Consider the following 14,637-nt stretch of genomic DNA (forward strand, 5'->3'; position numbering starts at 1 on the left):
TATGCGCCGTACGATTGCTGTCCTCCTCGCCGCCGCCCCGCTTCCGGCGCTTGCTGATGAAGCGCCCGAGATCGTCGTGACCGCTCCGGGCGGCACAATCGATCTCGACGAGGCACGTGCGCTGAATCTTGCCGCCATCGACGCCTCGGGCCGCCCAGATCTCGGCCGCGCGCTCGAACGCGCCATTCCGGGCCTGACGCTGGGCGAAGCGGCGGGCAATCCGTGGCAGGCAACGCTCAACTGGCGCGGCTTTTCCGCAGGCGCGCTGCAGGGCATGGAGCAGGGCCTTGCCGTCTATCTCGATGGCGTGCGCTTCAACCAGCCGTTCGGCGATGTCGTCCTGCTCGATCTCATGCCCGATACCGTGCTTGTCAGCGCGCAAGTCAACGACGCCAACCCGGTGCTTGGCCGCAATGCCCTTGCCGGATCGCTGCTCGTCCAGACCGGTGACGGGATGAGCCTTGGCGGCCTCAAGGCGCAGAGCGACGTTGACAGCGAAGGCATGGTCGGCGGTGCGGTCAGCTACGGCACCGGCACCTCGCAGGACAATCTGCTCGTATCGTTCGAGGCGCGGCGCGACAAAGGCTGGCGCGTCGCCAGCCCCTCGAAGCTCTATCGCGGCTTTGCCAAGGGCATCCATCAGGGCAATGGCTGGGGCGTGGAACTCTCCGCACTCGGCGCATCGACCGACCTCACCGGCAACGGCGTCGCCCCCGTCGAACTGCTTGATGCGCAGTACAACGCCGTGTTCACCCGGCCGGACACCACCCGCACCCGCTTTGCCCGTGTGGTCGCAGCGCCATGGCTGGCTACAGGCGATACCGGCCGCATCGAACTGCGTGCCCACTGGCAATACCTCGACCGCCGCAATGCCAATGGCGATCTTGCCGATTTCGGTCCATGCGATGCCAGCCCGGCGCGGCTCTGCGTCGAGGATGACGACGACGGCTTCTCCGATCCCCTGTTCTCGAACGGCGTCCCCATCGCTGTCGATGCGGCAGACGATGAGCCCGCCGTGTTCAATCGCGGGCAGGAGCGCACCCGTGCCTGGGGCGCAACCCTGCAATGGCTCGACGTGCGCGAAACTGCCATCGGCACCCGCCGCATCGCGCTTGGCGGCACATGGGAACGCGCCCGCACCCGCTTCGGCGCGCAGACCGACCTTGGCGAGCTGGAGGAAGACCGCTCGGTCGAAGACCTTGGCTTCCCGCTGGTCTCGGCAGAAGGCGCGATCCTGCCGGTCGATCTTGTCACGCGGCTGGATGACCTGGCCCTGTTCGCCAGCGCCCAGATCCCCCTGACGAAAGCTCTGTCGGTAGAGGCCGGGGCACGCTATTCGCACAACCGTGTGGCGATGGATGACCGGCTCGGCACCGCGCTCGATGGCAACCACACCTTCGACCGCTTCAATCCCTCGGTCGAATTCGACTATGCGCTGGCCGACGGCATACACGCCACCGCAGGCTTCGCGCTGACCAGCCGCAATCCGACCCCTGCCGAACTCAGCTGCGCCGATCCGGAAGCGCCCTGCACGCTGGCCAACTTCTTCATCGCCGATCCGCCCTTGAAGCAGGTTACGGCAACCAACTGGCACGGCGGGATCAATGCCACCGGCAAGGTCCTCGCGTGGCGCATCAATGCTTGGCGGTCGCAGACCAGCAACGACATCCGCATGATCGCCTCCACCGTGCGCGGCCGCGCCTATTTCGCCAACCTCGGCCACACCCGCAGGCAGGGCGTCGAAGCCTCTGCCGAATGGCGACGCAATGGCTGGCATATGTCGGCCAATTACGCCTTCACCGACGCGCGCTTCCGCGATGCCTTCACCATGTCGAGTCCGTCCAACCCCGCGGCTGACGACGAAGGCACGATCATGGTCGAGCGAGGAAACCAGCTCCCCGCTGTCCCGCGCCATGCGATGAACCTGCGCCTCGCCCGTGAAGCGCGTGACTGGTCGGCAGGCCTCACCCTGCGCGCCCGCTCGGGCCAGTACCTCGCCGGAGACGAAGGCAACGACAACGCCCGCACCCCGGCCTATGCGGTTCTCGATCTCGACGGCGCTGTAAAGCTCGCCCCGGGCATCCGCCTCGTCGCCCAGCTGCGCAACGTCCTGAACAAGCGCTACGCCACCTTCGGCACTTTTTCGGAAGTCGACGAGATCGACCTTGCCGAAGCTCCCGGCGCCGAAAACCCCCGCGCCTACGCCCCTGGCGCCCCGCGCAGGTTGACGGTCTCGCTCCGCGCGGAGTTCTAGAGCTTCGGCAACAACTCCGCCTCAAGCGCCGGATAGAAGTGCGAGACGCTGCGCTGCAATTCATAGCGCGCGGCCTTGAGCGCTGAGAAACGCGGCGCAATCGGCAATTCGCCCGCCTCGCTCATGTCGAGCCCCCCGGCCACCGCATCGCGCAGCGTGGCCTCGACCCAGCCGAGCCAATCCCGCGTCTGCGCAATCGCGCTGCCGTCGCGGTCAATCGGGCCGTGGCCCGGCACCAGCAGCTTGTGGGGCAGGGCGGCGAGGACATCGAGTGACTTGCGCCAGTCGGTCAGGCTGGCGTGCGGCGTGGACGGCGCGCGGTCGTGGAACACGAGATCACCCGCCAGCAGCACACCCGTCGCCTCGTCGAGCAGCGCCAGATCGCCGCCCGAATGGCCTTTGAGCGCGAGCAGGCGGAACTTGCGCCCGCCAAATTCTGCCGCACCTTCAGTTACATCGCCCTGCGGCAGGACCACTGCGGTGCCTTTCATCCAGTCGGCCAGCAGGCGGTACATCGCGTCCGAAAAGCCCTCGCCATCGCGCTCCAGCTCGGCGCGGGTCGCGGGCAGGGCGTGGACAATCGCGGGATCGAATGCTGCCGCGCCCATCGCGTGGTCGGGGTGCAGGTGGCTGACATAGACCCGGCCCACCGCCTTGCCCGTCACCCGCTGCGCCAATGCGCCCAGCGCCAGCCCATGCTCGCGCGAAACGCCCGGATCGAACAGCACCGCGCCTGCCTCTGCGGCGATGATTGCGCTGTTGGCAATCGCCCCGCCATTGGCAAAGCCGATCGCCTCGTCCGCCCCGCGCACCATCCACAGGCCATCGCCGACGGCTTGCGCCAAGGGATTGTATTTGCCTGCAAACTGCTCTGCGAACGCGGCGGCGGGAGCCAGCAGTCCCGCCAGCACTACAGCCCGCCGGTCAAGCCTCATGCGCCGACCTTGCCGGGGAAGCGCAGGCCCGCACTGTCGCGCGCCTCGAAGCTGATCGCACCGCGCGCCTTGACCACCACTGTGAAGGCCGGGTCCTCGGCCACCGAGCCGAAAATTTGCATTTCGCCCAAAGACTTGCCGCCCGCATCGTGGATTGTCAGGTGCTCTATGTTGTAGGCCGGGATGTTCTCGACCAGCCCTGTATCCATCGGGTGGCGGAAGGTCATGCGCAGCCGTGTTTCACCCGCCTTTTCAGGCCATTGTGCGCCGCGCACTTCGCCCAGATGGTCCGCCCAGTCGCCCTTCACGCGGCTCACCGGCGGGGCAGAGCAGCCACCGCCTGCCGCATCGATCCACGATCCGCCCACGTGCCACGTCCCGTCCGCCGTCAGCACCGCCGCCCGCACCGGCGTGCGCTGATCGAGCTTGATCCGCGTGGCGATGAAGGGCTCGGCCTCGGCAGGGCGATAATCCAGCGCGACCGGGATCGGGTTGAGATCGGCGAAGAGCACGATGCGCTGCACGTCGGGCAGGGTGCGGGCGTCCACGGTCACCGGAAATACACGCTGATTTTCAGCGATTTCAGGGATGCGCACGACCACGCGCGGGTCGAACACGACCTTGTCGGCGCCGAACAGCCGCGCGGCGTGATGCTCCCACATCGGCGATTTCAACGGGTCCGCTGGCGCTGCCTGCGCGTTGGCGGCAACGACAAATGACAGGACGGCAATCGTCAGCCTTGGCATTTCACGCATTCTCCCAAAGTCCACTATGACCGCTTCGGGCGCGCGGCCATATTGGACCTTGGAATAAGAGGGGAAGGGCACATGGCAGGCACGATCAGGACCCTCGCGCTGGCGCTTGTTGGCATTCTCCAACTCCCCGGCAACTCTGCGGGGCAAACGGGTAACTCCCCCCCAACTCTCGCCGAAGTCTTCGACGCCAACGGCTACCGCACGGCACGCTATCGCGCACCGGTAGATCGACTACCTACACCCGCCACCCCCATCACCCTTCAAGACGCTCTCAAACTCAAACCGGGGGTCGATGCCCTGTTCATCGATGTCCTCCCCGCCGAAGGGGGCGTGCGCGATTCCGTGACGGGAAGCTGGACTCTGGCGACTGCCCACGAGACCATCCCCGGTGCCCTCTGGCATCCCGAGACCGGACGCGGCCAGCCCGATGTCGCGCTGTGGCTCGGGCTGCACGATGCGGTGGCCGCCGCGCGCGAAAGATCGCCGGGTATGCCGGTCGTGCTGTTCTGCCGGACCGATTGCTGGATGGGCTGGAACGCCGCCCGCCGCCTCGCCCGCGATGGCTTCGGCAATGTCCACTGGCTGGCCGAGGGGATCGAGGGCTGGCACGGCGCAGGCCGGGCGCTGGTGGTGGCAAGCCCGGTGACCATTTCACCAAAGTGATCCTCCCCGTTTTTGCGAAGCACAAACGGGGAGGGGGACCGCCCGCGCAGCGGGTGGTGGAGGGGCCGGATTCTTACCCCTCCGTCAGTCCTTCGGACTGCCACCTCCCCTTTTGCACTTCGTGAAAAAGGGGAGGATTTTCCGAAGTTACTTCAGCGTCTTGAGATACGCGATCAGTTCGGCGCGCTTGGCCGGGTCCTTGATGCCGGGGAAGCTCATGCGGTTGCCGGGGATGAGTTTCGCCGGGTTTTCCAGCCATTTGTCGAGCGTTGCATCGTCAAGCTTGAGGCCCGACTTCTTCACCGCGTCAGAGAACTTGTAAGTGCCCTTGACGCCCATTTTGTGGCCATAGACGCCGAAGAGGTTGGGGCCGATCTTGTCGGGCGCGCCCTTGGCGTTGCTGTGGCACACCGCGCAGCGCGCCCAAGTGGATGGCGGATTTGCGGGCGGACCCGCATGAGCCGCGGTCGCGGTCAACAGGGCGCCAGCGATGAGCGCAAGGCGGAGGTTGGTCATGTCGTCTCTCCCGGATTCGCGTGTCCGGAAGGGTGTGACACGACCCCCTTCACGCCAAAATTGGACTTAGGATCAAGCTTTCGCCGGACGATCCTTCAGCCAGCCGATGCCGCGGCGCAGCAACTCGTAGAACACCGGCAGGTCCCAGGCGCAGCGGTCGACCGTGGGCCACCAGTCGAGCATCGGCTGGAGGTCATAGTGCCCGCGGCAATGGCCCAGCGTGTTGTAGAGCACGCCACCTTTTCCGTGGTCCTTCAGGTACATGACCGCATGCTTGCCAATGGCATCCGCCGCCTCGACAAAGCCGGTGCCTTCCACGGTGCAGTCGGTTTCGAGCAGCACGTGCAGGTCCCCGTGGTACTCCATGTGGTAGAGCTCGTCCGTGGTTTCGAACGGCTCCACCCCTTGCACCAGCGGGTGATCGGGATCGGCCACGGTCACCGTATAGGGCGCGATCGGCGGGTGGCTGATGAACTGGCTGCCGAGCAAGTCCATCATCAGCGGCGCCCAGCGCGGCGCGTCCCACAGGTTCTTGTGCTCGCCCGAAGTGAGGAAGCGCAGGACCGAGTTGGTGCCGTGCAGCGCATACCAGCGCCCGCCTGCCTGCAGCCAGTCGCGCAGCGCTTCTTGCGCCTTGAGCGAGGGCGTGACGTCGCAGGTGTAGGTGATCAGGATATCAGCCGCCTTGATCGCCTCGATGTTCTCGTAATCCTCGAACACGCGGGTGCGGATCGCCGGGTCCTCGGCCAGCAGCTTGAGTATTTCGAGCCGCGCGAAGTCCATGTCATGCCACACCCCGCCGCAGACAAACACGCAATCGATGCGCGGGGGGCGAATCTCGCTGTTGTCTTCACTCACTTGGCATCATCTCCCAAACTCGCAGCGATATGGTTCTGCCGCCTATGTCTTTTGCACACGCTGCCCTCGAATGCCCACCCCCAACCCCTCCCGCCTGCGGGAGGGGAGCGAGACTTATCGAGCCGAAGGCGAGATTAGTCGCAGCGGGGTGGGCTGTCTGCGCTATGCGTTCAGATATTTGTCGAGCGTCTGGTGGAACTGGCGGATGCGGATTTCCTGATAGTCGCCGAGGTTTACCTCGCCGGTCTTCGACGCATGGAGACCGTCCTGCACATAGGGCAGGTTGTCCATGTCCTGTTCGAAGACGTGGCCGAGCACGCCGAGTTCGGGCGCATCGGTCCACTTCTGCTCAGGGGTGAGCAGCTTCATCGGCACGCCATGCGGCATGGGATCGCCCTTCCTGACGCGGGCGAGGATGCGCACTTCCATCAGGCAGGTGTCGGGCGTCTTTCCGGGGCGCCAGCGATAGACGATGTTCGGCATGAACCCGCCCCACGGCGCGAAGTTGGGGAAGACGTTATAGACGAGACCGTCGAGCAGTTCGGCGTCGGTGGCGTGGTCGTGGTCATAGCCGGTCTGCGCGGTATAGCCTGCGCGCATGGCCGCGCCGAGGGCAGCGCGTGCGGTCATGCCTTCGGGCACGCTGACCGCGAAGGGATCGCCCGATGCATCGTAGTTGTCCGCCGAGCGACCGTTGTACTTGCAGAACTCGTCGACGATCCACTGCTGGGTCTTGCCCTCGGGATCGACGTGCGGGGACATGATGCCGAAGGGCACGTGGTTGACGTTCACATTGTCGCCATAAGTCCAGTAGGCGGCGTTGGCATCGCCGGTGAACGGCAGCAGCTGCGGGTGGGTGACGACGGTGTGCCAGGCTTCCATGAAGGCCTCGGCAGTGACCTTCCAGTTCGCCGGGACTTCCTTGGCCACCCAGATCACCGTGGTGCATTCCTCATGCCGCCAGCGCTTGAAGAATTCGGGGATCGGGGCGAGGTATTCCTCGAGGGTGGGGCCGCCCGGTTCCTCACGCAGGAAGATATAGCCGCCCCAGCGGCCGACTTCGGCCTCGGGCAGGGCCATCTTTTCTGCCTGCAGATGCTTGAAATCCCACGAGCAGGGCATGCCGGCAAAGCTGCCGTCCTTGTTCCAGGCAAAGCCGTGGAACGGGCAGGTGAAGGTATCTGCCGTGCCGTCCTCGGTACGCAGCTTGCGGCCGCGATGGAGGCAGACGTTGTGCATCGCCTTGACGCTGCCGTCTTCCTGACGGGAGATCAGCCACGAGCGGCCCGCGTTCTCGAACACGGTGTAATCGCCCGCCTCGGGAATGTCCTCCTCGCGCGCGGCAAACTGCCAGACGTGGGGCCACATCTTCTCGCGCTCGAGCCTGGCGAACTCTTCCGAAGTGTAGCGCTCGGCGGCAATCGGTTCCGAGCCGCGATACTGGTAGCTCTCTTCGGTGAGCATCGCCGGAGCGGGGCGCGAGTCCTGTGCCAGCAGTTCCTGCCAGCTGATTGCTTCGCACCTTGCCTTGCCGCCGCCCATATTGGGATCGCTGTCAGCCATTTTCTCGATTCCTCACCCAGGATTCAGTCATTGCTGCCGGTTTTGCCGGTCCCCCGCGCGCGCGTCACCTTGCTGAAAGCATAGGTTGCACGGACTGCGCGTGCGCGTAACCACTGACGCCATAAATTCACGCAGATTCTGTGCGGGAGAGAGCAATTGTCAAAGAGGCTTGAAGGGAAGGTCGCCCTGATCACCGGGGGCACCACCGGCATCGGCGCGGCCACTGTCGCGCGGCTGACGCAAGAAGGTGCCAAGGTGTGGTTCACCGGATCGAAGGAAGAGGCCGCCGCCGCGCTCTGTGCGGAAACCGGTTCCGTGTTCCGCAAGCTGCGCGTGCAGGACGCTGCGGGCTGGCCGGGCCTGATTGACGAGATCATTGCGACCGAAGGCCGGCTCGACATCGTCTTCGCCAATGCCGGCACCGAGAGCGGCGATGCCAGCATTGAGGACGTGTCGATCGAGGGCTGGGACAACGTCGTCGCCGTCAACCAGACCGGCGTGATGCTGACCGTGCAGAACGCGATAAAGGGCATGAAGCGCAATCCCGAAGGTCCGCGCGGCTCCATCATCATCAACTCGTCGATGAACGCCACGCGCCCCTTGGGCAATTACGTGACCTATTCGGTGACCAAGGCAGCGGTCTGCGCGCTGGCCAAGTCCGCTGCGGTCCACTGCGGGCAGCAGGGCTATGCCATCCGCGTCAACGCGATCCTGCCGGGCGTGGTGGAAACGCCGCTGATTCAGCAGATCATGAACAGCCAGCCCGATCCCGCCGCCGCGCGCGCGATGTACGAAGGCATGGCGCCGATGAAGCGCATGGCGCAGCTCAATGAAGTGGCGGGCCTTGTCGCCTACCTTTCGAGCGACGAGGCCGGGTTCATCTCCGGCGCGGAATACGCGATCGACGGCGCGACGACCGCCGGCATGATGGGGGTCTGAGTACCATGGAACTTTCCGCACAGCGCCTGAAGGGGCGTGTTGCCTTCATCTCGGGCGGCCTGCGCGGCATCGGCCTGGCCTGCGCGACCCGCTTTCTTGCCGAGGGTGCCGAAGTGGTGCTGTCCGACCTCGATGCCGAGGACAGCGACACCGCGCGCGAAGTGATGGGCAAGCTAGGGCAGGCCGCCAGTTACATCAGCGCCAACGTGGCCAGGGAAGAGGACTGGGAGCGGGCGGTTGCCCTGGTCAAGGAGCGTCATGGCAAGTGCCACGTGCTCGTCAACAACGCCGGGATCGACCTGACCGGACCGGTCGAGACGCTCTCCATGGAAGGCTGGCGGCGGATCATGTCGATCAACGTCGATGGCGTGTTCCTCGGCACCAAGCATTTCGTGCCGCTGATGGCAGAGAGCGGCAAGGACTTCCGCGGCGGCTCCTCGATCATCAACGTCAGCTCGATCATGGGGCTGGTCGGCATGAACGAGGTTTCGGCTTACAATGCGTCCAAGGGCGCCGTGCGGCTGTTCACCAAGGGCATCGCCATCGAGTTCTGCCAGAAGAAGACCCCGATCCGCGCCAATTCGCTGCATCCGGGCTTTGTCGAGACGCCGCTGCTCAAGGCCGGGTTCCAGCGCTGGGTCGATCAGGGCTTTGCCGAAAAGCCCGACGATCTGGTCGCAGGCGTGGTCGGCGCAACGCCGATCGGGCGTCTGGCACAGCCCGAAGAACTGGCCTCGGCCGCGTTCTTCCTCGCCAGCGAGGATTCAAGCTACATGACCGGCGCGGAGCTGGTGATTGACGGGGGATGGACGGCACAATGACGATTGCTCTGGATAACGTAGTCGCCGTCGTCACCGGCGCAGCAGGTGGCATTGGCCGCGAGCTGGTCAAGGCGATGAAGGCGGCCAATGCCATCGTCATCGCCACCGACCTTGCCGCAGACGCGCAGATCGAAGGCGCGGACCGTTACCTCAAGCACGACGTGACGAGCGAGGCCGACTGGCGCACCGTAGCGGCGCTGGTGCAGGAGAAGTACGGCAGGCTCGATGCGCTGGTGAACAACGCGGGCTATTCCATTGTCACCAAGTTCGAGGAAACGCCGCTCTCCGATTTCCACCGTGTCAACGCGATCAACGTGGATTCGATCATCATCGGCACGCAGGTCCTGCTGCCGCTGCTGAAGGAGGGCGGCAAGGCGCGCAAGAGTGGCGCTTCGGTGGTCAACTTCTCCAGCGTGGGCGGCCTGCGCGGTGCGGCCTTCAACGCGGCCTATTGCACCAGCAAGGCGGCGGTGAAGATGCTGAGCAAGTGCCTTGGCGCAGAGTTTGCCGCGCTCGGCCACAACATCCGCGTCAACTCGGTGCATCCCGGCGGGATCGACACGCCGATGCTGGCCTCGATCATGGACAAGTACGTCGAACTGGGTGCCGTGCCCTCGCGCGAGGTGGCAATGCAGGGCATCGTCGCCAACCACCCGATCGGACGCATGGGGCGGCCGGAGGAAATGGGCGGCGGCGTGGTCTATCTTTGCTCGGACGCGGCAAGCTTCGTCACCTGCGCCGAGTTCGTGATGGACGGCGGCTTCAGTCAGGTTTGATAACGTAATGTTTCCCAATAGTACGCAAGTATTGCTTTGCGGGAAACATTGTGTTCTGTCTGCACCACTTCACCTGTAATAGTATTTCTGGAATGTAACCGCACTTCGGGGCAATTGACCCCGATGGGCGGCTTTGCAGATTGCCCCCAACCCGCGCCGGGCATGGCGCGGAAAACGGGGACTGATCATGAAAACCAGAACATCCATTCGCGTCGCAGCGCTGGTCACTGCGAGCGCTCTTTCCATTACTGCCATTCCCGCCTTCGCGCAGGACGCTGCCGCTCCGGCACCGGCGATCGACAGCCCGGCCGAGGCCGAAAGCGCCGACGGCACCATCGTCGTCACCGGCAGCCGCCTGCAGCGCAGCGCCAATGAAACCGCGCCGCTGCCGATCAACACGATCACGTCCGAAGCGCTGCGCAACGCCGGCAACACCGACGCCACGGCGACGCTGCGCCAGATCCCGGCGCTGATTTCCTCGGGCACGGTCGCAGACTCGATCGAGCGCGGCGGTGGCGGCATCGGCCAGGCCACGCTCAACCTGCGCCAGCTCGGCTCGAACCGCACGCTGGTGGTGGTCGATGGCTATCGTCATGTCTCGGGCGTGGCCGGAACGCAGACCGTAGACGTCGCCACGATCCCCAACGCGCTGATCGAGCGTGTCGAAGTGCTGACCGGCGGCGCATCGGCAGTCTACGGCGCCGACGCGGTGACCGGCGTGGTCAACTACGTGCTCAAGCGGGACTTCGAGGGCCTGACGCTGAATGCCCAGGCCAACGTGCCCACCGCCGGATCGGGATCGGGCTATCGCATCGAAGGCACCTAGGGCAAGAACTTCGCCGACGGGCGCGGCAACATCACGCTCTCGGCCGGTTACACCAAGGACGACGAGGTCCTGTTCGGCCAGCGCGACTTCACCCGCGACAATGGCCGCGCCAACAACAGCACGACCTATCCGCACGTCAACCGCCGCTTCCAGCGCGGTGACATTTCGGCGAGCGCCACGCCCAACTTCTTCTCGCGCTATTCGACCGACAACGGCCGCTTCCCCATCGGCTTTTCGATCCCGACGGCGGCGCAGTTTGCCACCTTCTTCCCCGGTCGCACCCCGACCGCTGCCGAGCAGGCGCTGATCGACCGCGCGGCCAATTCGCCGCTGTTCCAGATCGGCGGCGACCCGCGCTTTGCGATCAGCTCGGGCGCAGGCCTCGTGTTCCGCCGCGACTTCGGCTTCTTCAATGCCGACATCAACAGCAACGGCGTCAATGACTGCGAGGAAAGCTTTGTCGGCCTGACCGGCTTTGGCGGCGGCGGCTGCTACATCACCACGCCGGGCGGCGGGGTGAAGATCTTCGAGGACGGGCTGATCTCCAACGGCACCAACCAGTTCGGCGGCGATGGCGCGGTAGAGCGCACCAACCAGTCCTCGCTGGTCCCCTCGAGCGAGCGCATCTACACCGAACTGCGCGCGAGCTACGAGTTCTCGCCTGCGGCCGAGCTGTTCGTCGATGCCAAGTATGCGCGCAACACCTCGCTTTCGCGCAACAACTACAACACCTTCTACGACAGTCTGCTGATCTTCGCCGACAACCCGTTCATCCCGGCTGTGCTCCAGGCCGATGCCAACGAGGCGCGCGGCCTGCGCATCAGCCGCGACTTCCTCGATCTCGGGCCGAACACCTCGACGGCAAAGCGCGAGACCTACCGCATCGTCGGTGGCCTGCGCGGCGAGATCTCGTCCTCGCTGAACTATGAACTGGTCGGCAACTATGGCCGCACCGACAACGCGGTGACCCAGTCCAACGCGGTGCGCTATGACCGTCTGTTCGCCGCGATCGACGTGGTGCGCGGGCCGAACGGCAATCCGATCTGCCGATCCGACATCAGCAACACGCCGCACCCGGGCAGCCAGTTCTTCCCGGTGATCGCGCGCGGCTTCTTCACTTTCCGTCCGGGCGACGGGCAGTGCCGCCCGGCCAACCTGTTTGGCGGCACCAACTCGCTCTCGCAGGAAGCGGTGGACTTCATCACTACCCCGGTGACCAACCGCTCGCGGCTGGAACAGTTCGTGGTGACCGGGCTCGTCAAGGGCGATACCGGCTCGTTCCTCAACCTGCCCGGCGGCCCGGTGCAGTTCGTCGTCGGTGGCGAGTATCGCAAGGAAAAGTCGCGCACCCGGTTCAACGATCTGCTGCTCGGCCTCCTGCCCGAAGGTTCGCCCGCAGGCCCTGCCGGCACCTACATCGGCGACATCTCGCCCAACAAGTCGCTCCTGTTCGACGCCCAGACCCAGACCTTCAACACCGGCGGCGAGTTCGACGTGAAGGAAGTGTTCGGCGAAATCTCGCTGCCCGTGCTGCGCGACAAGCCGTTCTTCCATGAACTGTCGTTCGGCGCGGCAGGCCGTTATGCCGATTACTCGACCATCGGCGGCGCGTTCACCTGGAACGTCAACGGCATCTGGGCACCGGTGCAGGACATCCGCTTCCGTGGCACCTACTCCAAGGCGATCCGCGCACCGAACATCGCCGAACTGTTCGATCCGCAGCAGGGCGCGACCTTCCGTCCGGCCGACCCTTGCGACACGATCAACCAGAACGCGACCCCCAACCGCAAGGCCAACTGCATCGCGGCGGCGACCGCGCTGGGCATTCCCAATGCCGCGCAGTTCATCGCCAACTACTCCGACCCGCTGACCGCCCGCTTCTCGGGCACCAGCGGCGGCAACCCGAACCTGTCGGAGGAAACCGCGACGACCTGGACGGTGGGCACGGTGATCCAGCCGCGCTTCATCCGGGGCCTGACGCTCTCGGTCGATTACTACTCGATCCGCATCGAGGACGCGATCGCCGCCGTTTCGGCGCAGGACATCGTCAACACCTGCTATGACAACGATACCTTCCCGAACCAGTTCTGCGCGCTGTTTTCACGCAACGGGCCGAACTCGGGGCCGACCACCTTCGGCTTCAACTTCCTGCGCCAGACGCAGATCAACTTCGGCCGGATCGAGACGTCGGGTGTCGACGCCACGATCGACTACCGCTTCAGCCTTGGCGCGAACAACTTCGGCATCAATGTGGTCGCCAACTGGACCGAGAAGCTGAACCGCTTCTTCGATCCGGTGAACCGCAGCCTCGTCAATCCGGGCCTGAAGGAAACCGGTGCGCCGGAATGGTCGGGCGTGGGGTCGTTCACGTGGAACCGTGGGGCCTTCACCCTGAACTATTCGCTGCAGTACATCGGCCGCCAGGCCGTTGCCTCGGCGATCCAGATCGAGCGCATTGCCACCGAGTTCGGCCCGGCGGGCATGGCGCCCGAATACTGGGTCCACAACCTGGCGGCGACGTTCGACGTGCAGAAGAACTTCTCGATCACGGCGGGCGTCAACAACCTGACCGACAAGGAACCGTTCATCGCCAGCTCGGCCTACCCGGTCAGCGGCATTGGCCGGACCGTGTTCGTGGGCGTGCGCGCCAACTTCTGACCCTGAAGGGCGGGGCGCAGTGGCGCTCCGCCCGCCTTCTCAGGCTGTGGCTTCCACCGCCAGCACTTCAATCGCCTCGGCCTTGCCGCCGAAATCCACCAGTTCCCCCTCTTCCGCCCCCATCATTGCGCGGGCGAGCGGGGCCGACCAGGCGATCAGGCCGCTTGCCGGATCGGCTTCGTCGTCACCGACGATGGAGATGGTGCGCTCCTTGCCGCCCAGCGCGAAGCGCACGGTGCAGCCGAAGCCGACCGTGCCGTCGGCCGGTGGCGCGGTCACTTCGGCGGTAGCTTGCCGGGTGCTCCAGTAGCGAAGGGTGCGGCGCAGCTTCTTGATCTCGGCCTCGTCCGCCACGCCGTCTTGAGCGGCATTGGCAAGCGCCGCTTCGGCTTCGGCCAGCTTCTGCGCGATCTGCGTCGCGCCGCGTGGCGTCACGAGGTTCGGCCCCGGCGGGATCGGGATCTCGAACGCGGGCTCGAGATGCTCGTCATCGCTCTCGCGCCGGAAGGCGACACTCATGCTCTTTCTCCACTGGCGCGCATCTGCCCGCTCTGCAACAAGCCGACCCCTATGGCACAGGTCACGCGCGCAACGAAGGCTCTGGAGCAGGCGGGCATCGCCTTTGAACTGCGCACATACGATTATGATCCCGCCGCAACGAGCATTGGCCGCGCTGCCGCCGAGGCCTTGGGGGTGGACCCGGCGCAAGTGTTCAAGACGTTGATGGTGCTGGCCGACGGCAAACCCGCCTGCGCCATCGCGCCCAGCGACGGCGAAGTTTCATTGAAGCGTGTTGCGGCGGCCTTGGGCGCGAAGTCTGCCGCGATGATGCGCGGGGCCGATGCCGAGCGGCTGACCGGCTACAAGATCGGCGGCATCAGCCCCTTCGGCCAGATGCGCCCGGTGCCGGTGGTGATCGACGAGACCGCGCTGCTGTGGGACGCGGTGTTCCTCAACGGCGGGCAGCGGGGGCTTCAGGTCATGCTCTCGGGCGAGGACGCGGTGCGCGTGCTGGGCGCGGTGGTGGCGGAGATCGGGGCAGCATAGATCCTCCCCGTTTTTGCGAAGCACAA

The 14,637-nt window shown here is 65.4% G+C and carries 14 protein-coding genes; 8 read left to right on the top strand and 6 right to left on the bottom strand.

Features of this window, described 5'->3' with window-relative positions:
- Position 1: 1 nt before the first annotated feature.
- Positions 2–2,254 carry a TonB-dependent receptor gene (locus ACZ1JW_RS18715; RefSeq protein WP_465142858.1) on the top strand — a complete coding sequence of 751 codons (2,253 nt, stop codon included), beginning with the start codon at positions 2–4 and terminating at the stop codon, positions 2,252–2,254.
- Here ACZ1JW_RS18715 and ACZ1JW_RS18720 read toward each other — a convergent pair.
- A complete protein-coding gene (locus ACZ1JW_RS18720; RefSeq protein WP_465142859.1) occupies positions 2,251–3,189 on the bottom strand; it encodes a quinoprotein relay system zinc metallohydrolase 1 in 939 nt (312 codons plus the stop codon). The genes ACZ1JW_RS18715 and ACZ1JW_RS18720 overlap by 4 nt on opposite strands.
- Positions 3,186–3,935 carry a quinoprotein dehydrogenase-associated SoxYZ-like carrier gene (locus ACZ1JW_RS18725; RefSeq protein WP_465126836.1) on the bottom strand — a complete coding sequence of 250 codons (750 nt, stop codon included), beginning with the start codon at positions 3,933–3,935 and terminating at the stop codon, positions 3,186–3,188. Before ACZ1JW_RS18725 ends, ACZ1JW_RS18720 begins: the two co-directional genes overlap by 4 nt.
- Before the next feature lie 81 nt (positions 3,936–4,016).
- Between ACZ1JW_RS18725 and ACZ1JW_RS18730 the strand changes: the two genes are divergently transcribed.
- Positions 4,017–4,607, top strand: coding sequence for a rhodanese-like domain-containing protein (locus ACZ1JW_RS18730; protein WP_465142860.1), 591 nt, complete (start codon positions 4,017–4,019; stop codon positions 4,605–4,607).
- Positions 4,608–4,754: 147 nt separating this feature from the next.
- On the opposite strand, the gene ACZ1JW_RS18735 is transcribed toward ACZ1JW_RS18730, so the two are convergent.
- The 3 genes from ACZ1JW_RS18735 to ACZ1JW_RS18745 form a co-directional block, all read right to left on the bottom strand.
- Positions 4,755–5,123 carry a c-type cytochrome gene (locus tag ACZ1JW_RS18735; protein ID WP_465142861.1) on the bottom strand — a complete coding sequence of 123 codons (369 nt, stop codon included), beginning with the start codon at positions 5,121–5,123 and terminating at the stop codon, positions 4,755–4,757.
- 72 nt (positions 5,124–5,195) lie between these two features.
- On the bottom strand, positions 5,196–5,981 hold the full coding sequence (locus ACZ1JW_RS18740) for a ThuA domain-containing protein (RefSeq protein WP_465142862.1): 786 nt from the start codon (positions 5,979–5,981) through the stop codon (positions 5,196–5,198).
- Between the two features lie 162 nt (positions 5,982–6,143).
- Entirely contained in the window at positions 6,144–7,544 is a 1,401-nt protein-coding gene (locus ACZ1JW_RS18745; RefSeq protein ID WP_465126840.1) for an aromatic ring-hydroxylating oxygenase subunit alpha, read from the bottom strand.
- Between the two features lie 156 nt (positions 7,545–7,700).
- Between ACZ1JW_RS18745 and ACZ1JW_RS18750 the strand changes: the two genes are divergently transcribed.
- The 5 genes from ACZ1JW_RS18750 to ACZ1JW_RS18770 all read left to right on the top strand — a co-directional run bounded on the left by ACZ1JW_RS18750 (position 7,701) and on the right by ACZ1JW_RS18770 (position 13,564).
- Positions 7,701–8,483: an SDR family NAD(P)-dependent oxidoreductase gene (locus ACZ1JW_RS18750; protein ID WP_465142863.1), complete on the top strand. Its 783-nt coding sequence runs from the start codon at positions 7,701–7,703 to the stop codon at positions 8,481–8,483.
- A 5-nt stretch (positions 8,484–8,488) separates the two neighbouring features.
- Entirely contained in the window at positions 8,489–9,304 is an 816-nt protein-coding gene (locus tag ACZ1JW_RS18755; protein ID WP_465142864.1) for an SDR family NAD(P)-dependent oxidoreductase, read from the top strand.
- Positions 9,301–10,080: an SDR family NAD(P)-dependent oxidoreductase gene (locus tag ACZ1JW_RS18760; protein WP_465142865.1), complete on the top strand. Its 780-nt coding sequence runs from the start codon at positions 9,301–9,303 to the stop codon at positions 10,078–10,080. Before ACZ1JW_RS18755 ends, ACZ1JW_RS18760 begins: the two co-directional genes overlap by 4 nt.
- A 187-nt stretch (positions 10,081–10,267) precedes the next feature.
- Entirely contained in the window at positions 10,268–10,906 is a 639-nt protein-coding gene (locus ACZ1JW_RS18765) for a TonB-dependent receptor plug domain-containing protein (protein WP_465142866.1), read from the top strand.
- A 384-nt stretch (positions 10,907–11,290) separates the two neighbouring features.
- The gene (locus tag ACZ1JW_RS18770; protein ID WP_465142867.1) at positions 11,291–13,564 is read left to right on the top strand and encodes a TonB-dependent receptor domain-containing protein; all 2,274 of its coding nucleotides are present in this window, start codon (positions 11,291–11,293) and stop codon (positions 13,562–13,564) included.
- A gap of 39 nt (positions 13,565–13,603) precedes the next feature.
- On the opposite strand, the gene ACZ1JW_RS18775 is transcribed toward ACZ1JW_RS18770, so the two are convergent.
- Positions 13,604–14,083, bottom strand: a complete 480-nt coding sequence (locus ACZ1JW_RS18775; protein WP_465126846.1) for a GreA/GreB family elongation factor — start codon at positions 14,081–14,083, stop codon at positions 13,604–13,606.
- 51 nt (positions 14,084–14,134) lie between these two features.
- Between ACZ1JW_RS18775 and ybaK the strand changes: the two genes are divergently transcribed.
- Positions 14,135–14,611, top strand: coding sequence for a Cys-tRNA(Pro) deacylase (gene ybaK / locus ACZ1JW_RS18780; RefSeq protein WP_465126847.1), 477 nt, complete (start codon positions 14,135–14,137; stop codon positions 14,609–14,611).
- Positions 14,612–14,637: the final 26 nt, after the last annotated feature.

The organism is Novosphingobium sp. BL-A-28-Hi1-0D (assembly GCF_055521755.1).